Annotated in this window: 17 protein-coding genes, 1 tRNA gene and 1 pseudogene; 4 read left to right on the top strand and 15 right to left on the bottom strand. The window is 70.2% G+C overall.

Annotated features, from left to right (window positions below):
* Positions 1–152 precede the first annotated feature (152 nt).
* The 8 genes from AB0K80_RS30235 to AB0K80_RS30200 form a co-directional block, all read right to left on the bottom strand.
* Complete coding sequence (locus AB0K80_RS30235) at positions 153–1,934, bottom strand: trypsin-like serine protease (protein WP_365675264.1); 1,782 nt, start codon at positions 1,932–1,934, stop codon at positions 153–155.
* Positions 1,935–2,109: 175 nt separating this feature from the next.
* Positions 2,110–4,110, bottom strand: a complete 2,001-nt coding sequence (gene rho / locus AB0K80_RS30230; RefSeq protein ID WP_365675126.1) for a transcription termination factor Rho — start codon at positions 4,108–4,110, stop codon at positions 2,110–2,112.
* A 419-nt stretch (positions 4,111–4,529) separates the two neighbouring features.
* Complete coding sequence (gene thrB, locus AB0K80_RS30225) at positions 4,530–5,447, bottom strand: homoserine kinase (protein WP_365675124.1); 918 nt, start codon at positions 5,445–5,447, stop codon at positions 4,530–4,532.
* A 537-nt stretch (positions 5,448–5,984) separates the two neighbouring features.
* Complete coding sequence (gene thrC, locus AB0K80_RS30220) at positions 5,985–7,043, bottom strand: threonine synthase (protein ID WP_365675122.1); 1,059 nt, start codon at positions 7,041–7,043, stop codon at positions 5,985–5,987.
* A gap of 6 nt (positions 7,044–7,049) precedes the next feature.
* Positions 7,050–8,342 (bottom strand): homoserine dehydrogenase, encoded by a 1,293-nt coding sequence (locus AB0K80_RS30215; RefSeq protein ID WP_365675120.1) that lies wholly within the window; start codon positions 8,340–8,342, stop codon positions 7,050–7,052.
* Positions 8,343–8,510: 168 nt separating this feature from the next.
* On the bottom strand, positions 8,511–9,902 hold the full coding sequence (lysA, locus tag AB0K80_RS30210) for a diaminopimelate decarboxylase (protein ID WP_365675118.1): 1,392 nt from the start codon (positions 9,900–9,902) through the stop codon (positions 8,511–8,513).
* Positions 9,903–9,917: 15 nt separating this feature from the next.
* Entirely contained in the window at positions 9,918–10,964 is a 1,047-nt protein-coding gene (nrtL, locus tag AB0K80_RS30205) for an ArgS-related anticodon-binding protein NrtL (RefSeq protein ID WP_365675116.1), read from the bottom strand.
* 91 nt (positions 10,965–11,055) lie between these two features.
* On the bottom strand, positions 11,056–11,532 hold the full coding sequence (locus AB0K80_RS30200) for a response regulator (protein WP_365675114.1): 477 nt from the start codon (positions 11,530–11,532) through the stop codon (positions 11,056–11,058).
* 240 nt (positions 11,533–11,772) lie between these two features.
* On the opposite strand from AB0K80_RS30200, the gene AB0K80_RS30195 reads away from it, so the two are divergent.
* Both AB0K80_RS30195 and AB0K80_RS30190 read left to right on the top strand, forming a co-directional pair.
* A tRNA-Arg gene (locus AB0K80_RS30195) sits at positions 11,773–11,844 on the top strand.
* Between the two features lie 268 nt (positions 11,845–12,112).
* Positions 12,113–13,465 (top strand): hypothetical protein, encoded by a 1,353-nt coding sequence (locus AB0K80_RS30190; RefSeq protein ID WP_365675112.1) that lies wholly within the window; start codon positions 12,113–12,115, stop codon positions 13,463–13,465.
* Between the two features lie 53 nt (positions 13,466–13,518).
* Here the strand turns inward: AB0K80_RS30190 and AB0K80_RS30185 are convergent.
* The 6 genes and pseudogenes from AB0K80_RS30185 to AB0K80_RS30160 form a co-directional block, all read right to left on the bottom strand.
* Positions 13,519–14,541 (bottom strand): annotated as a pseudogene (locus AB0K80_RS30185) (tyrosine-type recombinase/integrase); the annotation flags it as partial.
* A 207-nt stretch (positions 14,542–14,748) separates the two neighbouring features.
* Complete coding sequence (locus AB0K80_RS30180) at positions 14,749–14,982, bottom strand: hypothetical protein (RefSeq protein ID WP_365675110.1); 234 nt, start codon at positions 14,980–14,982, stop codon at positions 14,749–14,751.
* 27 nt (positions 14,983–15,009) lie between these two features.
* Complete coding sequence (locus AB0K80_RS30175; protein WP_365675108.1) at positions 15,010–15,201, bottom strand: hypothetical protein; 192 nt, start codon at positions 15,199–15,201, stop codon at positions 15,010–15,012.
* A gap of 332 nt (positions 15,202–15,533) precedes the next feature.
* Complete coding sequence (locus AB0K80_RS30170) at positions 15,534–15,917, bottom strand: DUF6083 domain-containing protein (RefSeq protein ID WP_365675106.1); 384 nt, start codon at positions 15,915–15,917, stop codon at positions 15,534–15,536.
* A 266-nt stretch (positions 15,918–16,183) separates the two neighbouring features.
* Complete coding sequence (locus AB0K80_RS30165) at positions 16,184–16,963, bottom strand: DJ-1/PfpI family protein (RefSeq protein WP_365675105.1); 780 nt, start codon at positions 16,961–16,963, stop codon at positions 16,184–16,186.
* A complete protein-coding gene (locus AB0K80_RS30160; protein WP_365675103.1) occupies positions 16,929–17,963 on the bottom strand; it encodes a DJ-1/PfpI family protein in 1,035 nt (344 codons plus the stop codon). The genes AB0K80_RS30165 and AB0K80_RS30160 overlap by 35 nt, the downstream gene beginning before the upstream one ends.
* Positions 17,964–18,167: 204 nt before the next feature.
* On the opposite strand from AB0K80_RS30160, the gene AB0K80_RS30155 reads away from it, so the two are divergent.
* Positions 18,168–18,710 carry a DUF1697 domain-containing protein gene (locus AB0K80_RS30155; RefSeq protein WP_365675101.1) on the top strand — a complete coding sequence of 181 codons (543 nt, stop codon included), beginning with the start codon at positions 18,168–18,170 and terminating at the stop codon, positions 18,708–18,710.
* A 228-nt stretch (positions 18,711–18,938) separates the two neighbouring features.
* Positions 18,939–19,676 (top strand): hypothetical protein, encoded by a 738-nt coding sequence (locus AB0K80_RS30150; RefSeq protein WP_365675099.1) that lies wholly within the window; start codon positions 18,939–18,941, stop codon positions 19,674–19,676.
* 162 nt (positions 19,677–19,838) lie between these two features.
* On the opposite strand, the gene AB0K80_RS30145 is transcribed toward AB0K80_RS30150, so the two are convergent.
* Positions 19,839–21,428, bottom strand: a 1,590-nt coding sequence (locus tag AB0K80_RS30145; RefSeq protein WP_365675097.1) for an LCP family protein, incomplete at its 5' end; no start/stop codon positions are given.

The following is a 21,428-nucleotide window of genomic DNA, read 5'->3' as shown; positions in this document are numbered from 1 at the left end:
ACCGATCAGACCCGTACTGCACCAATCGTCACCCCGTCCGGTCAGACGGGAAAACCGGCCACAGAGTTGCACAACGCTCCGTGCTCACCAGGTGGCACGGTGGGCACGGAGCGTGACGGTTCAGCTGGGGAGCAAGGCTCTCACCTGGGGCTTCAGCCCCAGATGTCGTACTGCTGGAAACCGGTGCCCACGGAGATCCGTGTGGCGAAGATCTCGCTGGTCGCCTTGCCGGTGCCCTTGTACAGGTAGAGCGTGCCGCCGGGCGTGCGGGCCAGGAAGTCGGCCTTGCCGTCGCCGGTGATGTCACCGACGGCGTCGAAGGCGTTGTACGTCGTGCTGCTCCAGGTGCGGACCTTGATCCGGCTGGAGAACGCGCCGGTACCCGCCTTGCCGGTGCCCTTGTAGAGGTACACCGAGCCGTCGCTCTTGCTGCGGGCGATCAGGTCGGCCTTGCCGTCGCCGGTGAAGTCACCGTGGCCGCGCAGCGAGTTGTACTGGTTCCAGCCGGAGCCGACCTGGACGCGGGGCGCGAAGGTGCCGTTGCCGTTGCCGGGGTAGATCCACAGGTAGCCGGCGGAGTCCACCGACAGCAGGTCGGGCAGGTAGTCGCCGGTGACGTCGCCAGGTGTGAGGATGCGGGTGCGACTCGCCCAGTTGTCGGCGATCTGCTGGGTCGCCCAGGTGCCACTGGCGGGCACGTAGTGGGTCCAGTAGACGTCGCCGGTGCTGCTGGCCCGGTAGACCAGGTCCTGGTAGCCGTCGCGGTTCAGGTCGGTCTGCAGGACGACGTTGACGCCGTCCCAGCGTCCCCAGGACTCACGGGTGGCGAAGGAGGTGCCGGTGGAGTTCTTGGAGTAGCCGGTCCCGGTGGAGGCGTTGCGCACCCACAGGTCGGCCTTGTGGTCGCCGTTGACGTTGGTGTCGTCGATCCGCGGGTAGGTGGCGCCGACGTAGGTGCTGACCTTGGCGAAGACGCTGTAGGAGCCCTTGGCGACGCAGTCCTCCACGCCCCAGGAGACCACGCCGATGACGCGGTTGTTCACCACCAGGGGGCCGCCGGAGTCGCCGTTGCAGATGGCGGTGGTGCCGCTGTCGCTGCCGGTGGCGGGCTGGCCGGCGCAGACCATGTGGCCCTTGATGAACCAGTCGCCGTAGGCGTTCGCGCAGGTGGTGTCCGACTGGACGGGCAGCGTGGCCGTCTTCAGCGTGTCGGAGGTGCTCTGGCTGGTGGAGCTGGTGCGGCCCCAGCCGTACACGGTGGCGCTGGTGCCGGCGGCGTAGGAGGCGGTGTCGCCGGACGTCGTCATCCGGATCGGGGTGACCTTGACGGAGGTCGGCAGGGTCAGCACGGCGACGTCGTTGTCGATGGCCGTGGCGTCGTACGACGGGTGGTTCCACTGCCGCCAGACACCGGAGACGGTGCCGCCGTGCAGGTCGGTGTTGCCGGCGTCGTCGGTGGTGGGCAGCTGGGAGGTGCCGGTGATGACCGCGCCGTGCGCGTACCAGTCGTAGCCCTTGACGCAGTGCGCGGCGGTGAGGACCTTCGTCGGCGCGACGACGGTGCCGCCGCAGAAGAAACCGATGTCGTCGGTCTCGCTGGTGGTGCCCCGGTCGTCGTAGTACCAGAGCTGGGCCATCCAGGGCGCCGAGGTGATGCTGGTGGTCGTACCGCCGATGATCTTCGCGTCGACCGTGCCGTCGCCGGAGCCGGTGGTGGAGCTGCTCATCGACGCCTTTGACGTCTGTCCCGCGGTGTCGTCACCGGCGAGGGCGCCCGCGACGCGCTGCTCCAGCTCGGTGAGCGAGGGCGCGCTGGTGGCGGGCTTGACGGTGGGCCGCGGCAGGGCGGTGGCCGCGTCGGCGGAGGAGGTCAGCAGCGCGGCGGCCAGGGCGGCGGCGGCACCGACGGCCCCGAAGGGCAGGGCGAGGCGTATCCGGCGTCTGTGTCGACCGGCGCCGGAGGCGGAGGTAGGCAAGGGGGTCCCCCCAGAGGTGCAAGAGGTGTCAGGGGCGTGTGATGCGCCCCCTCCCTCTCAGCGCCGAAAGGCCGCCCACCGTCACTCAGGTGACGGTGGGCGGCCTTTGTGCCCTCAGCGGCGCGGGGAACGACTAGTCGCCGTTGCCCGGCGTCGGCGTCGTCTTCTGGATCTGCATCAGGAACTCGACGTTCGACTTCGTCTGCTTCATCTTGTCCAGCAGCAGCTCGATGGCCTGCTGCTGGTCGAGCGCGTGCAGCACCCGCCGAAGCTTCCAGACGATGCCCAGCTCCTCGGCCCCGAGCAGGATCTCTTCCTTACGGGTACCGGAGGCGTCCACGTCGACGGCCGGGAAGATGCGCTTGTCGGCGAGCTTCCGGTCGAGCTTGAGCTCCATGTTGCCGGTGCCCTTGAACTCCTCGAAGATCACCTCGTCCATGCGGGACCCGGTGTCCACCAGGGCGGTGGCGAGGATGGTCAGCGAGCCGCCGTCCTCGATGTTGCGGGCCGCACCGAAGAAGCGCTTCGGCGGGTACAGGGCGGTGGAGTCGACACCACCGGACAGGATGCGGCCGGAGGCGGGCGCGGCCAGGTTGTAGGCCCGGCCCAGACGCGTGATGGAGTCCAGCAGGACCACCACGTCGTGCCCGAGCTCCACCAGCCGCTTGGCGCGCTCGATGGCGAGCTCGGCGACCGTGGTGTGGTCCTCGGCGGGGCGGTCGAAGGTCGAGGAGATGACCTCGCCCTTGACCGACCGCTGCATGTCGGTGACCTCTTCCGGACGCTCGTCCACGAGGACGACCATCAGGTGGCACTCGGGGTTGTTGTGCGTGATCGCGTTGGCGATCGCCTGCATGATCATGGTCTTGCCGGTCTTCGGCGGGGCCACGATCAGGCCGCGCTGGCCCTTACCGATCGGCGACACGAGGTCGATGATGCGGGTGGTGAGCACGCCCGGGTCGGTCTCCAGGCGCAGCCGGTCCTGCGGGTACAGCGGGGTGAGCTTGTTGAACTCCGGGCGGCCGCGGCCGTGTTCGGGCGCCATGCCGTTGACGGAGTCGAGGCGGACCAGCGCGTTGAACTTCTCGCGGCGCTCGCCCTCCTTGGGCTGGCGCACGGCACCGGTGATGTGGTCGCCCTTGCGCAGGCCGTTCTTGCGGACCTGGGCGAGGGAGACGTACACGTCGTTCGGGCCGGGCAGGTAACCGGAGGTCCGGATGAAGGCGTAGTTGTCGAGGATGTCCAGGATGCCCGCGACGGGGATCAGGACGTCGTCCTCGGCGATCTGCGGCTCCTGGACCTCGTCGCGCCCGCGGCGGCCCCGGCGGTCGCGGTAGCGCCCGCGACGGCCGCGGCGGCCGCCCTCGAAGTCGTCGTCGTCCTGCTGGCGGTCCTGCCGGTCCTGGCGGTCCTGCCGGCCGCCGCCCTGCTGCTGGTTCTGCTGCTGGCCGCGCTGGCCGCCCTGCTGGTCGTCGCCCTTGCGGCGGTCGCGGTCGCGGTCCCGGCCGCGCTCGCGGCGGTCGCGGCGGCGGCCCTCGCCGCCGTCGGCGGCGTCGCCCTTGGCGTCGTTCTGGGACTGCTGCTGGGGCTGCGCCGGGGTCTCGGCCTTCGGCTCGTTCTTCGCCTCGGCGGCGACCGTCTCGGCGGCGGCCGGGGCTCCGGCCTCGGCGGTGGCACGGCGGCGACGGCGCTCGACGGGGGCGTCCTCACCGCCGGCGGGCTGGCCCGGGATCTCGATCTGCTGCTGGGCGACGGCCTTCTCGGCGACGGCCTCGGCCTTGCCGGCGTCCGTCTTCTTCTCCGCCTTCTCGGCGGTGTCACCCGTACGGGCCCGGGAGGTGGCGCGGCGCTTGGGCTTGGTCTCCTCGGAGGCCTCGGCCTTGGCCGGGGCGGCGCCCCCTCCTGCCTGCGCCTCCTTGATGACCTCGATCAGCTGGCTCTTGCGCATGCGCGCGGTGCCCCTGATGCCGAGGCCGGATGCGACCTGCTGCAGCTCGGCCAGCACCATGCCCTCGAGGCCGGTACCGCGGCGCCGCCGGGAGCCGGCACCGGATGCAGGCGCGGAGGCGTCCGTGGCGGGCGCGGCAGCGGTCTCCTCGACACGTGCGCCCATCAGATCGGTGGTGTCGCTCACGAAGGGTCCTTCCCTGGAGCGGACGTCGGCCTGTCTGGCTCGGCGACCGGTTGTGCTGTCCGGCAGTGGTCCGGTCGGTGTGGACCGTGCCGGGGCGGTGGTCCGCCTAAGCGGCGGAGGAAATATCTGGTGATGGCGCTTCCTTGAGCCGTGGCACCCAGTGTCTGTGTCACGCGGCGTGGTCGCACCGGTTCCGGAGCGTGCCCGTCGGGCTGCTCAGTGTCCGGAGGCGGCGTACGGTCCACGTACGGCGCTCGGAACACAGTGCGGCTTGGGGGGCTCCCGGAAGAAGGTCTGTCCCGGACGGGGACACGAGGCACCTCGCCATGGTGGGGTCGGGTGCAGACTTGAGATTAACACTACCGGATCCAACAAACATTCCCCCTCTCCAAATCCGGCAACCGTGTGTCAGGCGGTGTCTAGGTGGCGAGCGGCAGCACGCTCGCGCCCTGCAGATCGAGGCTCAGCCGGTTGGCGGCCCAGTCCGCGCCCGCGAGCGCCTCGACCTTGTCGGCGGTGTCCGCGTCGGCCAGCGCCATGACGGTGGGTCCGGCGCCGGAGATGACCGCGGGGATGCCGTCGCCCCGCAGCCGTTCCACCAGTGCCGCGCTCTCGGGCATGGCGGGGGCGCGGTACTCCTGGTGGAGGCGGTCCTCGGTGGCGGGCAGCAGCAGCTCGGGACGCCTGGTCAGGGCCTCGACGAGCAGGGCGGCGCGGCCCGCGTTGGCGGCGGCGTCGACGTGCGGCACGGTGCGCGGGAGCAGGCCGCGCGCGGTTTCGGTCAGGACCGGCTTCCCGGGCACGAAAACCACCGGAACGATGGAATCCGAGGGCTCCATCCTGATCGCCCGGGCGGCACCGCCCTCCATCCAGGACAGGGTGAAACCGCCGAGCAGGCAGGCGGCGACGTTGTCGGGGTGGCCCTCGATCTCGGTGGCGAGCTCCAGCAGCGCGGTGTCGTCGAGCCTGGCCTCGGCGCCTATGGTCACGGCGCGGGCGGCGACGATGCCGGCGCAGATGGCGGCCGAGGACGAGCCGAGGCCCCGGCCGTGCGGAATGCGGTTGGCGCACACGATCTCCAGGCCGCGCGGCTGCCCGCCCAGCACGTCGAAGGCGGTGCGCAGGGAGCGCACCAGGAGGTGGCTCTCGTCGCGCGGCAGCGTCTCGCTGCCCTCACCCGCGATGTCGATGTGCAGCCCGGAGTCGGCCACCCGGACGACCACGTCGTCGTAGAGCCCCAGCGCGAGGCCGAGGGCGTCGAAGCCCGGGCCGAGGTTGGCGCTGGTGGCGGGGACGCGCACCCGGACGGCGGCGGCGCGGAACGCTGGACCGGCCATCGCTCGATGACTCTCCTTGAGCTGCGTGACTGTCGAATGACGTTCGATGGACATTCGATGGTGTACGAGAACCCGGATGGCCGCTGCCTGGCCGGGGGCCGGCCGCTGTCCGGGCCGCGGAGACGGCGCGGCACCGGCCCATATGCGGGGCATATGCGGCGGGCGGGTTCAGTACAGCCTATCGAAGGTAGGTTCTGTGGCGACATAGGGCGCACAGCAGGCGCACGATGCGTGTCGTAAGCCCCCTGTGCACCCCTCGTAGGGAACTTCCCCAGGTAAGCGCCGTCTTACGCCGGACCGTGGCGCTCGTTACACCGGCGCTGCCCGCACCGGCACCGTCTGCCCCGGTCCGGGCTGTTTACGCCGGTCCGGGCGTCGGCGTCACCCGGTCCGGCGTCACCCGGTCCGGCGTCGGCGCCGCCCGGCACGAGGCGCTCGGCCCCGCGCCGGCCCCGGGTGCCCGGGCCCGGCCGAGGCGCTCAGCTGCTCGGCCTCACCTCGGGCACCTGGCCTCACGCCCGCCCGAGGCGCCCGGCTCTACGCCAGTCCGAGGCGCTCGGCCGCGGCGGCCGCGTCGACCGGGACGGTGACCGGCTGCGGGGCACCGGCCACGGCCCAGTCGGGGTCCTTCAGGCCGTTGCCGGTGACGGTGCACACGATCCGCTGGCCCGGGTCGACCTTGCCCTGCTCGGCGGCCTTGAGCAGTCCGGCGACGGACGCGGCCGAGGCCGGCTCGACGAAGACGCCCTCCTGGGAGGCCAACAGCCGGTAGGCGCGCAGGATCTCACGGTCCGTCACCTCGTCGATGACGCCGCCGGACTCGTCCCGCGCGGCGAGGGCGAACTGCCAGGAGGCCGGGTTGCCGATGCGGATGGCGGTGGCGATGGTGGAGGGGTCCTTGACGACCTCGCCGCGCACGATGGGGGCGCTGCCGGAGGCCTGGAAGCCCCACATCCGGGGCGTCCTGGTGGCCACACCGTCGAGGGAGTACTCCTTGTACCCCTTCCAATAGGCCGTGATGTTCCCTGCGTTGCCCACCGGAAGGACGTGGATGTCGGGCGCGTCGCCGAGCATGTCCACGATCTCGAAGGCGGCGGTCTTCTGGCCCTCGATACGCACCGGGTTGACCGAATTCACCAGTGCCACGGGGTAGTTCTCGCTCAGGCCGCGCGCCAGCGTGAGGCAGTCGTCGAAGTTGCCGTCCACCTGGAGGATCTTCGCGCCGTGCACCAGGGCCTGGCCCATCTTGCCGAGCGCGATCTTGCCCTGCGGCACGAGCACGGCGGACACCATGCCCGCCCGGACGGCGTAGGCGGCGGCCGAGGCCGAGGTGTTGCCGGTGGAGGCGCAGATGACCGCCTGCGCGCCCTCCTCCTTGGCCCTGGAGATGGCCATCGTCATGCCGCGGTCCTTGAAGGACCCGGTGGGGTTCGCGCCCTCGACCTTGAGGTGGACCTCGCAGCCCGTGCGCTCGGAGAGCACCTGCGCGGGCACGAGGGGCGTGCCGCCCTCGCGGAGCGTCACGACCGGCGTGGTGTCGGAGACCGGCAGCCGGTCCCGGTACTCCTCGATGATTCCGCGCCACTGGTGGGTCATTGCTGGTTACTCTCCTTCAACCCGCATGATGCTGGCGACACCGCGCACGGTGTCGAGCTTGCGCAGCGCCTCGACGGTACCGCCGAGGGCCGCGTCGGTCGCCCGGTGGGTGACGACGACGAGGGAGGCCTCTCCGTCCTTGCCCTGCTGGCGCACCGTGTCGATGGAGACACCGTGCTCGGCGAAGACGGTGGCCACATGGGCGAGTACGCCCGGTTTGTCGGCCACTTCCAGGCTGATGTGGTAGCGCGTGACGACGTCGCCCATCGGCGACACGGGCAGCGCGGCGTAGGCGGACTCACCGGGTCCGGTGGCGCCGCTCAGCCGGTTGCGGCAGACGGCGACGAGGTCGCCGAGCACGGCCGACGCGGTCGGCGCGCCGCCGGCTCCGGGCCCGTAGAACATCAGCTGCCCGGAGGCGTCGGACTCGACGAACACGGCGTTGTAGGCGCCGCGCACGGAGGCCAGCGGGTGGCTGAGCGGGATCATGGCGGGGTGCACGCGCGCGGTGACGGAGCCGCCGTCCTGGGCCCGCTCGCAGATGGCCAGCAGCTTGATGGTGCAGCCCATCTCCTTCGCGGAGGCGAAGTCGGCGGCGGTGACCTCGGTCATGCCCTCGCGGTAGACGTCGTCGAGCCGCACGCGGGTGTGGAACGCGATCCCGGCGAGGATGGCGGCCTTGGCGGCGGCGTCGAACCCCTCGACGTCGGCGGTCGGGTCGGCCTCCGCGTACCCGAGGGCGGTGGCCTCGTCCAGGGCCTCCTGGTATCCGGCGCCCGTGGAGTCCATCTTGTCGAGGATGAAGTTGGTGGTGCCGTTGACGATGCCCAGCACCCGGTTGACCTTGTCGCCGGCCAGGGACTCGCGCAGCGGGCGGATCAGCGGGATGGCGCCGGCGACGGCGGCCTCGTAGTAGAGGTCCCGGCCGTGCTCCTCGGCGGCGGCGTGCAGGGCGGCGCCGTCCTGGGCGAGCAGGGCCTTGTTGGCGGAGACGACGGAGGCGCCGTGCTCGAAGGCGGTGGTGATGAGGGTCCGGGCGGGTTCGATGCCGCCGATGACCTCGACCACGACGTCGATGTCGCCGCGTTTGACCAGGGCGGTGGCGTCCGTGGTGACGAGGTCGGCGGGAACGCCCTGGCGCACCCGGTCGGGCCGGCGCACCGCGACCCCGGCGAGCTCCACCGGGGCGCCGATCCGGGCGGCGAGGTCGTCGGCGTGCGTCGTCATGATGCGCGCCACCTCTGAGCCGACCACTCCACAGCCCAGCAGCGCCACCTTCAGCGGACGCGTACGCATCATCCGACCTCGTTTCCTCATACCGTCACGGTGGGACCAGTCTCACTCACCGGACCGGAGTTTCTGCCCCTGGTCCGGATCGTGAGACATCGATTTCATTTCTACCGGGCCGGAAGACAGAAGATCTTCCGCCCGGCCGGTGGCTTGCCGTGGGTGGCGCACCCGGGTGCGCTAGCCGACGTCGAGGCGCAGAAGATCCTCCTCCGTCTCACGGCGGACGATCAGGCGCGCCTCGCCGTCCCTGACGGCGACGACGGGCGGGCGCAGCACGTGGTTGTAGTTGCTGGCCATGGACCGGCAGTACGCCCCGGTCGCGGGTACGGCGATCAGGTCACCGGGGGCCAGGTCGGCGGGCAGGAACGCGTCCCGCACCACGATGTCCCCGCTCTCGCAGTGCTTGCCGACGACCCGGCAGAGCATCGGCTGTGCGTCGGAGCGGCGGGAGACGAGAGCGACGCTGTAGTCGGCGTCGTACAGCGCGGTACGGATGTTGTCCGACATGCCGCCGTCGACGGAGACGTACGTCCGCAGGCCGTCGAGCGGCTTGATGGTGCCGACCTCGTACAGCGTGAAGGCGGTGGGCCCGACGATGGCCCGGCCCGGCTCCACGGAGATACGGGGGGTGGCGAGGCGGGCTGCCTCGCACTCGCGGCTGACGATCTCGGAGAGCGCCTTGGCGATCTCGTGCGGCTCGCGGGGGTCGTCGTCGCTGGTGTAGGCGATGCCGAGGCCGCCGCCGAGGTCGATCTCGGGCAGTTCGACGCCGTGCTCGTCGCGGATGTCCTTCAGCAGCCCGACGACCCGGTGCGCGGCGACCTCGAACCCGGACATGTCGAAGATCTGCGAGCCGATGTGGCTGTGGATGCCGGCCAGCTCCAGGCTGTCGAGCTCCAGGACGCGCCGTACGGCCTCGGCGGCCTGGCCGCCGGCGAGCGGGATGCCGAACTTCTGGTCCTCGTGGGCCGTGGCGATGAACTCGTGGGTGTGGGCCTCGACGCCGACGGTGATCCGGATGAGCACCTTCTGCCGCCGGCCCAGCTCCCGGGCGATGTGGGCGACCCGGACGATCTCCTGGAAGGAGTCGAGCACGATGTGCCCGACGCCGGCTCGGACGGCCCGCTCGATCTCCTGCGCGGACTTGTTGTTGCCGTGGAAGGCGACGCGCTCGGCGGGCATGCCGGCGGACAGCGCGGTGGCGAGCTCCCCGCCGGAGCAGACGTCGAGGTTGAGCCCCTCCTCGTGCAGCCACCGCACCACGGCCCGGGACAGGAACGCCTTGCCGGCGTAGTAGACGTCGGCGTCCTGCCCGAAGGCGGTACGCCAGGCACGCGCGCGGGCCCGGAAGTCGGTCTCGTCGAGGATGTACGCGGGCGTGCCGAACTCCTCGGCGAGCCGGTTGACGTCGATGCCGCCGACGGTGAGGACGCCCTGGTCGTCCCGCGTCACGGTCTGCGCCCACACCTTGGGGTCGAGGGCGTTGAGGTCGGCGGGCGGCGGGCTGTAGTGCCCCTCGGGCAGGACGTCGGCGTGGCGGGGCCCGGCGGGGTGTGCGGAACGGCTCATCTTCGGCGTGCTCTCTCAGAGGTGGTCGGGTGCGTCGATGCCGAGCAGGGACAGGCCGCCGGCCAGCACCGTCCCGGCCGCTTCGGCGAGGGCGAGCCGGGCGCGGTGGGCGGCCGAGGGTTTCTCCTCACCGACGGGCAGGACGGCGGGCAGCAGGGGCAGCACGGCATCGGCGACGTCGACGAGGTGCCGGGCGAGCCGGTCCGGGGCGCGGTGCGCCGCCGCGTGGGCCAGGACGCGGGGGTGGTCGGCGAGGAGGGCATCCAGTCCGTGGACCACCGCCTGCGGCGCCCCCGGCTCCGCACGGAAGCCCAGGTCGGAGGCGTTACGGGAGAGCGCACGGGTCCGGGCGTACGCGTACCGCACACGGAAGAGGGGGTTGCTCTCGCGCTGCACCAGATGGTCCTCGGTGATCCGGGGACGGTCGTGAGCGGCGGGGTACAGCAGGGCCCAGCGGCCGGCGTCACGGCCGAGCGGGAGCGGGTCGGCGGGGGCGGGCACGGGGCGTACGGCGACTTCGGCGGCTGTGGGGCCCGGACGGCCGGAGGCGTCGAGACGGGCTCCGAGGACCGTCTCCCACTCCGGCGCGGGCGGGGCCGCACAGCTGGTGCGTACGCAGGCCCCCTGGGAGCGCAGGATCCGGGCGACGGCGTCCATGACCACGACGGCCCGGACCTCGCGGGGACAGCGCAGCTGCACGACCTGCCCGGTGGAACCGTCGGCATGCCCGTACCGCGTGCCCTCGCGCAGGATCTGCCGTACGACGGCCACGGGTACGGCGTCCCGCAGGCTGATGTTGAGGAACCCGGGTCCGGTGACGACGACGTCGGCGATGCCGTCGAGGCCGGCCAGACGCGGCCGGAGGATCTCGGCGACGCGGTGGGGCGGCTGCCCGGCGGGGCGTGAGAGCTGGAGCGCGATGGTGGTGGCGTAGTCGCCGCAGCCGCCCGGCCCGGGCGGGGTGACCACGGCTCGCTCCGGAACGGTCACGCTGAGTTCCCCGTCGTCGACAGCGCGCCGCACGGCGTGCAGCACGGTGCGCGAGAGCTCGACGGGGGTCACGGGGACAAGCGTAGGGGAGGAGGGGGGTGGGTAGGCGAGCCGGTTTGCGTGAGGGTCCGGGATGTGGACGGGCATCCGCGTGGCCGGCCGGTCAGGCGCCGGCCTGTCCGGCCCGCTCCGCCTCCCCGACGCCCACGACGCCCCCGAACGCGGAGCCGCTCCCCGCGCCGCTCCCCCGCCCGTCGCCCCCTCGCTGCCGTTCGATCAACTGGCGTACGAGGCGCACGAGCTCGGCGGGCTCGAAGGGCTTGGGGAGGAAGGCGTCCACGCCGACGCCGAGGCCGGTCTCGACCTCGTACTGGGTGCAGGCGCTGACGATGGCGAGGGGCAGATCGCGCGTCCGCGGGTCGTCCCGCAGCCGCGCGGCGGTTCTGAGCCCGTCCAGCCGGGGCATGACCACGTCGAGCGTCACGACGTCGGGCCGCACCTGGTGCACGACGTCCAGACACTCGGCACCATCGGCCGCGGTCACGACCTCGAGGCCTTCCAGCTCGAGGTTGACCCTGATCAACTGCCGGATGACCTTGTTGTCGTCCACAACAAGAACCCGGCCCGACGCGCCTGGCACAACTCGAGAGTAGGTCCGCCCCGGCCACCGCGTCCGGGTTTTGCCCACTTCCACCCCGTGCGAGCGACCCGGACCCGCCGCCCTGACGCGCCCGACCGAGCCGACCCGCACCCCGTGCGAGCGACCCGGACCCGCCGCCCTGACGCGCCCGACCGAGCCGACCTGCCGGAAACCCGTTCATGACCACCCCGGCGGAGCTGGTAGTGTTCTACCCGTCGCCGCGAGCAACGCGAACGACACGCCCCCGTAGCTCAGGGGATAGAGCAACGGCCTCCGGAGCCGTGTGCGCAGGTTCGAATCCTGCCGGGGGCACCCTGTATGAGGTGCCAAAAGACCCCGTCACCAGCGGAAACGCTGAGGCCGGGGTCTTCGCGTATGTGCAGGCGTGTGCAGCGTTGAGCGGCCCTAGGACGGGGTCGGTGGACGAGGCGTGGACGGGATCTTGGGGCATCGTCGCAGGTAGCAAGGGAAGACAGCTGGGCTACCTCCGTCCGTACACCCCTCCCCAGCTCGCCACTCTCTCGAACCAAAAGAGTCAGATTGCCTACGTAGACGTCGCGGCCGCTGAAGAATGAAGGACATGGTTGCGATCATCCGCGCGGACTCCAAAGAAGAGAAGCACCTCGAAACGCTGTGGCGCCCCCGACGAGATGGCAGCGCTCCGCGATGGGTTACGACCCAATATCAGGAGTACTGGCGAGGCAGGCACGTCACTCTCATCGTCACTGGTTCCGATCGAGGCTCGGCGCATGTTGCCTACATTGCACGAGCGTCCAAGGTTCCCGGTGCCGGAGATGACCTAAAGCGGCGCGTTGAGGTCACACGACCCTACCGCCTTGTCTCACCAGTGCCCTGGTCTGCTCTTGAGGAGGCGGTCCCTGCCTCCTCACTTCGATATTTGTCGCGCGACGGAGCTCTGCCCGAGGCGGCTGGCAGGCACCTGCTAAGAGCGCTGCGACAACTTGCCAACGATATTGATCCTCACCTCCAGGCCCTCGGCGCAAGGGACGAGCCCACTCCAGTGGATGGCCCTGCCGCCAAACTATTGATTGACGAGCGCGACGCGAGTCTCACCTCCTTTCGCATGGCGGATTTCGATTTAGGAGAGCTGGACGGTTGGAACGCACCTCGCGAAGCCGACGACGTTCCCTTTATCGCCCGACTGCAAACGCGTAATGGACCCTCGCATGAAGACGATTTGATCGCGCACGACGCACAGCGTTTTCGCGACTGGCTTGGACCAGAACGATGGCTAGAGCGCTATGCATGGGCCGGCTTCAGGCAGGGCAATCAGCGTCTCGTGATCTACAATGCAAATCGAAAGCCAGCAGAAAAGACACTTGGAGTCGACCTTATCTACTATCACGAAGCACGCGACTCCTTCGTTCTTATCCAGTATAAGAGGATGTCGAAGAAGGGAACATCCGAGTGGCGCTATTACCCAAACAGCGACAGCAATCTTATTCAACAACTTGAACGCATGCGAGCGATCGATAAAGAATGCGAACGCCTACAGAGCGACACAGATGACTACCGCCTAAGCGCGAGGCCTTCGTGGTTCAAACTATGCCAAGGAGATTCCCTAATACTAGACGCGAGGACTCTTGCACCCGGCATGTATCTCGCACGTGAACATTTTGATCGAATTCACAGCAAGTTCCAAGCTCCCGGAAATATAAAATCCTTCAGCCGCAAAACAGTAGAACACTACCTCGACAATACAGAATTCACCGACCTCGTTGCTGGCGGCTGGATCGGCACCTCAGGCTTTGGATCGCGAGGAGTTCAACAGCAGCTTGAGCTAAGTCTCGACGGGAGTCGCGAAGTAGTATTCGCGGCGGTTTCCGGCCCTTCTCCGTCTAAGCCCGAACGGATGCAGCGACGTCGAGAGCAGGGAACAACGGTTCAGCGCTTCACGCACCCAGGCGCCTAACGCCATGTAGGCCCCCGGCGAAATCGTCGGGGGCCTCGCTCAATGCGCAGTTCTCACTCGTACTCGCGAAGCAGGTCCTCGATGCGACGGTTGGCGACGCCCTGCCGTCCGTCGAGACACTTCGCGTAGCCGGTCAGCAGGACCTCCACGCTGTTGCCGGCGCGTTCGGCCACCTCGGCCGGGTCGACACCGGCGTTGAGCCACGTCGACAGCGCCGAGTGCCGGAGGTCGTACGGCCGGCTCGCGAGCGGCGAGGCCGCGACCGCCGGCGGAAGCGCGAGGAGCCGGGCCTCCTGCCACACCCGGTAGTAGGTCGAGGACGGGACGACCGAGCCCTGCTCACTGAAGAACAGCCGCCCGTCGTCCGCCGTGCCGAAGGTGGCCAGGTGCTCGCGGAGCACGGCGACGAGGTGCGGTGGAATGGGCACCCGCCTGACGTCCTCGGTCGGCCGGTTCTTCAGCCCGCGGTCGTCATGCGTCTCCCCCGAGTCGGGCCACTGTTTGCCGACGGACGGACGGGTCCGGTGGTCCGTCTCGACGAGGCCGACCGCTTCCGCCGGCCGGAGGCCGCCGAAGTACATGGCGGCGAACAGACCCACAAGGCGACGACCACGGGCACGCCGGTACCCGCCCACGTAGGAAACCGCCGCCAGGAGATTCCGTGCCTGTTCCGGGTTGGCGACGACCCGCGGATCGACCTGGTTGGACACCTTCGGCTTCTGCCAGCGGACAGCCGTAATGGGATTCTCCCACAGCTCTCCCAGGTCGACGGCGTAGTTCGCGGCGTTGACGAGCGTCCGGCGCTTACGCCGCACGGTTTCCGCCGCTGCCGCCGTGCCGTCGAGCTTGAGCTTCAGCGAGTCGAGGACCGCGCGGGCCGTGGCAGGTTCAGCGAGATCGGCGAGCGGTCGGGACGCCTTGAACACCCAGTGGAGAACGTTCCGCACGTCCTCCGGGACTTCCCGGTCATCGGGCCCTTGCAGCACGAAGGCCCAGTTGCGCAGTGCTCTGCGGATCACCTCGTCGGAAGGCCGTCCGGCGCGCTCGTCGAGGAGTTCTAGCGTCTGGGCCGTCAGGGGGCCACAGCAGGCTCGTCCTCGTCCAACGATGACCAAACAGCTGCAACGGGAGGTCAAGGTGCTGATCGATCAGACGGCCGCAGGCCACCGCCGCCGGGCTGGTCAGTGCTGTCGTGGGCCTATTCAGTCGCGCTCAGCCGGGGGCCGCTGAATAGACAGGCCGCTGATGGCTCGTCCATTGACCGCACCGACCGCAGGACATCGCTAGAAGTCCGAACCCTGGACGTAGCAGATGATGAGGTGCGTGGGTGGTTCAGGAACGTAGTACACCACTTGGATCTCGCGAAAGTCGTACTGCCGGAGGGGACCACCCCTCAGGAGATCCCCAACGTGAAAGTCCTGGTAGACCTGATCGATCGCTTCATCGATGTCCCGCTGATCACTGGCCGACAGTTTGTCGAACGCCTCAGCCGCTGCGGGATGGAAGTCGATGAGCATCTTTTATCACGATTCGGAGCTACCTAGCTACGGTGTGTCACCAATAGGCGGGAACCCGTGCCTCTGTCGGATCTTGTCATATGGCTCGTAAGCCTTGAGCTCGATCCCGTTGGCAATCTCACGCATGACCTCAGCCAAGGCTGGACGTTCCAAGGCTTCCTCTTCAGCCTGCGCCCGCAGCCTTTCAGCGTCTTCTGCGCTGATGTCAATGCGTTCCATGGGATCCTCCGCCCTTGGCGTTCCAGCAACAACAGTAAGCCAGATCAACCTAGATCGCTATTGATCGATATCGCAGAGGAGGCCGCAGCCGCATTGATCGGGAAGACACGGTGCTGCTGACGGCTCGTGGACTATCCGTGGACGAGTGGTCGCAAATCAGTTGACTAGGGGTCTCCGACCTGGGCAGACATCCGGGAGTGCAGCGCTCTCCGGAGCCGTGTGCGCAGGTTCGAAGCCTGCCGGGGGCACCCCTTGTGAGGTGTCCACAAGACCCCGTCAGCAGCGGAGACGCTGAGGGCGGGGTCTTCGCGTTCGTGCAGGCGTTGCACCCATCAGCCGGCGTCCGGCCACTCCTCAGGCGGGGGCGGCGACTCCGGGGCGTTCTGCCGTTCTGACTGCCGCGCGTTCTCCCCTCGCAGGCTCGTCAGCCACGGCCACAGATCCGGCAGAGGCTGTGCCGGGCAGGCGAGCCGGTGCTCGATACGGCAGCGCTGGAACTGGTCCGGCGGGCACACCCCGTAGACCGTCACCCGGCCGTCGGACAGCTCGATCCACCGATGCTGTGCCGGCACTGTATGGGCCAGCGGACGCATGTCCGGTTCCAGCAGCACCCAGTCCTGCTCCAGCGTCGCCGCCCGATCCTGTGGCAGCCCGCAGTGCGGACAGCGGGACTGCCCACCACCGAGCCGTCGCGGCTTCTCCTCCGAACCCCCCATACCGTGAGGGTCGCCAGCGCGTCGGTCCAGGCGTAGAGCGCGAACCGGACGGAACCGGTGGGGCAACCGTCCGGCAGCGGGACGGAAGACGACGCGGCAGGTGCAGCCGGCAACCAGCGGCCGACGGCACACGGCCGAAACACGGCCCCTGCGCCCCGTGGGCGGACCGGAGGACTGACGGCCGACCGTGCACGGCGAGCCCCACCGCGCGCGGTGAAGTGGGGCGCAGGCGAGGCGGCGCCCCCAGCCCACGGCTCCCGCTGCGACTACACCTGCGATGCGGCAAGCAACTGCAGGGCCCGTTCCTTCAGTCGGGCGTCCGCTTCTGTGGCGTTGCCGGAGTCGAAGGGGGGTTGGGGGTCGTATTCGACGGCGAGCTGGATGGCTTTGGCCGTGTCGTCTCCCGCCATCAGGGACGCGAGGTACAGGGCCATGTCGATGCCCGCCGACACCCCGGCCGCAGTGATGAGCTTTCCGGAGCGTACGTAGCGCTGCGGGAGGTACGTCACGTCGAAGGTGGATTCCAGGTACTCGGCAGAGGCCCAGTAGGTCGTCGCCTGCCGCCCGTCCAGCAGCCCCGCGGCGGCCAGGACGATGCTGCCGGTGCACACCGAGGTCGTCCACCGGGTGTGCCGGTGGATCCGGCGGATCCAGCTGAGGAGTGCCTGGTTGTTCATCGCCGCGACGGTGCCGCGGTTGCCCGCGCCCGGCACGAGCAGGACGTCCAGACGATCGACCTCGTCGAGGGAGCGCTCGGCGACCAGGGCCACATCTGCGGTGTCCGTGCGGACCGGGCCACGCCGTTCGGCGATCATCGTCACGGTCGCGTCCGGCAGGCGGGACAGCACCTCGGCCGGTCCGGTGGGGTCCAGCAGGCTGAAGCCGTCGTACAGGAGGATGCCGATGGCAGGGCCCGTGCCGCTTCCGGTCGGGGCTGCGTGCGCCGCTCCGGCCGGGACTGCGGCGGTCGCCGCGAGCGCGGCGGTGGCGACGGTGCCGCGCAGTACGTTCCTACGAGTCGTCGAGTGCGGTGTCGTGTGCGTCATGGCCCGGAGTCTGCTGCCGCGGTGTGACGCGGGCCGTCGGCATGTCCGGCATCCTGCGCATCCTGTCCCCCGTGACCCCGTAGTGGTCCAGGAACGCCTGGCGCAGCGTCTGCGCCGACTTGAACCCGCAACGCCGGGCGATCGCCGCCATCGGCAGCCCGCTGGAGCGCACCAGGTGCGCCGCCGCTTCGGTGCGCGCCGCGCGGACCGCCCGTGCCGGTGTCGTACCGAGGTGCGCGGTGAAGAGACGGGTCAGGTGCCGGGTGCTGATGCCCGCCCGGGCGGCGAGCGCCGGCGGCGTCAGGTCCTCGGCCAGATGACCCGTGATATAGCCCATCAGGTCCCGCACCAACCGGTCGTCCGGCGGCGGCGCGGACAGGAACATCGATATCTGGGCCTGGTCGGCCGGGCGGTGCAGGTGGGTGACGAGTTCCCGGGCGACGGCGCGGGCCAGCGTCGGGCCGTGGTCGTCCTCGATCAGCGACAGGGTCAGATCGAGGGCGCTGGTGACCCCGGCCGAGGTGTAGACGTTGCCGTCGCGGATGTACAGCGGGCCCACGTCCACACCCACGGCGGGGTGGCGCTCGGCCAGGCGTTCTCCCCACCCCCAGTGGGTCGTCACCCGCCGGTGGTCCAGCAGCCCGGCCGCAGCCAGCACATAGGCACCGGTGCAGACGGAGGCCACACGTCGGCTGCGTCCGGCCAGTCGGCGCACCTGCCCCAGTAATCGCTCGTCCGCCGCGGCGTCCTCGCAACCGACGCCGCCCACGACGATCAGCGTGTCCAGCAGGCCCGTGACGGCCTCCAGCCGCTGCCCCGCGGCCAGCACGATCCCCGCCGAGCTACGGGCGGCCCGGGCACCGAGGGTCGCCAGCTCGATGGAGTAAGGCGGCGCCGCGCCGTACCGGTTGGCGATGTCCAGAGCACCGCTGGGACAGGCGATGTCGAGGATCTGGGCATCGTCGTAGGCGACGAGGAGTACGCGCCGCTGATCGTCCATGCCCTTCACGCCCTTTCCGGTACGTCCGCCTACGTCACTGCGGCCGTCGCCCGCCGGATCGAGCGGGACAACTCAGAACAGGGGCGGGGCGGAGCGGACGCCGGGCTGGTTGTTGATCGTACGTGCAGCCGGTCGGTCTCCGTCTTGCCAACACGGCTTGTCAGAGGCCGAGTTGCGGGCGATTCACCAGTAAGGTCTCACGTCGTGGATTCTCGCCATGTGGTGTTCTACCGGAGCATGAACCTCGGCCACCCGGGCAGCCCGGACCGGGCGACCCTGGAGAGCGCGCTGGCCGCCGCGGGAGCCCGCGCGGTCAGGTCCTTCCAGACCAACGGCACGGTGCTGCTGGAGGCGGACGACCCCGTGTGCGTCGTCGCCGAGGCGGCCAAGGCGCTGGAGGCGGCGGCCGGCTACACCCAGCCCGCCATGGTCCGCGGCCTCGACCTGCTGGTCGACGTGCTCGCCGGCCAGCCGTTCGACGGTCACGAGGACAGCCGCACGTACCGCGAGACCTTCACGTTCTTCGACGGCGGCAGGCCCATCGCGCTGGAGCTGCCCTGGACGAACGCCAAGGGCGACATCACCCTCGTCGAGCTGCGCGAGGGGCTGGCGCTGAGCATCATCCGCAAGCAGGGGTCGAACGCGGGCGGTCCGACCGCGGAGATCGAGCGCATGGCCGGGGTGCCGGCCACGACCCGCACGCTGGGCACGATCGAGCGTCTGGTGAGGGCCGCGGGCCGCGGCTGAGCGGTGCGGCGTCGGTCTTCCGGGGGCCGCGGAGTGTCCGGCAGGCCGGTTTGACCACGGCTTGGTTCATTAGACGTCTGTTTGTGTTCTGCGGATGCTTGGGTTCTCCCTGGGTCTGTTGATCTTCCGGCCCCGCCTGCCCCGGCTTGCCGGCGTACCCATGTCCAGGGGCGTACGGCCCACCCCCACCCGGTGCGGCGCACTGTGCGACATCTCTCAAGGATTCCGATGCGTTTTCCCTCCCGCTCCCTCAAGGTGCTCGCCGCCGCCGCGGCACTCCCGCTGGTTCTGAGCGCCTGCTCCTCCGGTTCCGACAGTTCCTCCGCCGAGGGGGCCGCATCCGCCGAGCCGGCCAAGACCAAGGACCCCAACGCCGGTCTGCTGACGGGCACGCAGCTCAAGGCCGCCCTGGCGCCCGCGTCGGCCTTCCCGGCCGGATTCGCCGCGGATGCCAGTGCCGCCCGGGACACCGGTGACACCTACCAGGCCCCGGCCACCAAGAGCGCCGCGAAGCCGCGCTGCGCCGACCTCGGTGCCACGAGCTGGATCAGCCTGACCGGGATCGAAGGGGTGTCGTTCGCGCAGAACTCCTATGTCAACAAGGACACGTCCGCCGAACTCGACCAGGAGATCGATGTCTACCGCGGCACGACCGCGAAGGACGTGATGAAGGGCCTGGCGAAGGTCGTCGCCGCCTGCCCCACCTACACCGACTCCGACACCCACAGCGCGGTGAAGGTGACCGGCGCCTCCACGGCCGGGCTGGGGGACGAGGCGTACACCATCACGCTGACGAACAGTGCCTGGGAGAACGGCACCACCCTGATCGCCGCTCGCCTGGGGACGGCCGTCGTCAGCGTGCTGTCCACGGACGGCAGGGACAACGGCGCCGCGAGTGCCAAGAAGCTCGCGGAAAAGGTCCTGACGTCGCTTGAGGGGAAGAGCGGCGCGGGGAAGCAGGGCTGACCGGCCGGCCTCACCGCACCGCGCGGTGCGGTGAGGCCGGCTTCGGGGAGCGGCGCGAACCGATGGGTCACCCGGGGCCGCAGTGGCCGTCGTCGCCGGCCTCGTCTCACGCGCCGGCGGCGACGGAGGACGGCTCGGGGCGTTCCCCCGCGGAAGGCCGCCTCACGCGTCGGAGTCGGGGATGCCGCGTGCGGCCGCGTACGCCTGGGACGGGGTCATGGCCACGCCGTCGAGGCTGACGGTCTTGTAGGGGCTGACCTTGGCGCAGGACCTGGACTGGGCGGCGGTGGAGGCGTGGGCGTCCGACACGGCGGCCTTCGTGTCGGCGGGCGCGGGTGAGGAGGTGCTGCCCGGGTAGGTGGTGCCGCTGGTCCAGTCGCCGCCGATCACCAGGGTCAGGCCGGTGCCGTCGCCCTGCTTGAGGTGCGAGCCGGGCAGCCCCAGTGCCTTGGCCACCGTCCGGGCCTCCCCCTTCTGGCCGGTGCCGTAGGTGAGCGTGGTGGTGGCCGCGGCGCCGGGGGCGTTGCCGGTGGTCGTGCCGGAGCTGAAGCCCTCACCGGTCAGGGCGGTGGCGATGGCGGAGGCGCGGCCGGTGACGGGGGTGCCGTTCTCGACGGTCACGGCGATGCGGGAGGGGGGCACCGTGGGGGCGGCGGCCGCGGCGGACTTCCTGCCCGAGCCGGTGGTCAGGGACTGGTCGTGGGCGATGGCCGAGAACAGGGCCCGGGCGGCCGGGGCGGGTACCACGCGGTCGCTGTCGTTCGGGTCCGGGCCGGTCTGCATGGTCGTGAAGGTCATCCGCCGGGTGGGGACCTTGTCCAGGTCGGCGGCGAGGCCGATGAGCTTCCCGACGCTGCCCAGCCCGTCGTCCACGGTCAGCGCCTTGGTGGCGGCGTCGGCGAGCGCGTAGACGGCGGTGGGGTCGGTGAGCGTGCCCGCGCTCTTGAACTTGCGGATCATCGCGCTGAGGAAGATGTGCTGGGAGACGGTACGGCCGAGGTCGCTGCCGTCGCCGAAGCCGTGCCGGGAGCGGACGAACTCCAGCGCCGCCTGGCCCTGGAGCGTGTGGGTGCCCTTGGAGAGCTTCAGGTGCGAGTAGGTGTCGTAGACGTTGTCGCTGACGCACACGGAGACACCGCCGACGGCGTCGGACATCTTGACCACGCCGGAGAAGTCGAGCTTGACGAAGTGGTCGATGGGGATGCCGGTGAGCTGGTGGACGGTGGCGACCTGGCAGGCCGGGCCGTACTCCAGCGCGCTGTTGATCTGCCCGTAGTAGCCGGGCGTGGAGGTGCCGGTCGCGCTGTCCTTGCAGGCCGGGACGGTGGTCATGGTGTCGCGGGGGATGCTCATGACGGTGGCGTTGGAGCGGTCGGCGGATATGTGCACCACCATCTCCACGTCCGCGTTCCCGTTGCCGGTCTGCACGCCGGTCTTCGAGCAGCCGCCGCCGAGCTTGCAGTCGGCCTTGCTGGTACGGCCGTCCGAGCCGATCACCAGGATGTTGATCGGGGTACGGCCGAACGCGTCGGCCTTCTCCGCGCCGCCCTTGCCGTCGAGCGAGACGCTGTTGATGTTGCCGTTCAGGTGCTCGTAGAACCACCAGCCGGCACCCGCCGTGGCGAGGACGACGACGGCCAGGCACAGCCCGGCGATCCTCAGCACCCGCCCGCCGCGCCGGGCCGGCCTGGCGCGGCGCCGCGCCCGCCGGCCGCCGCGTGAGCGGGACGCCGCGCGGGACGCGGCACGGGA

This window comes from Streptomyces sp. NPDC052682 (genome assembly GCF_040678435.1).
Lineage (GTDB): Bacteria > Actinomycetota > Actinomycetes > Streptomycetales > Streptomycetaceae > Streptomyces.
Note: the sequence above shows the minus strand (reverse complement) of the source record. Positions and strands in the feature narration are given on the sequence as shown.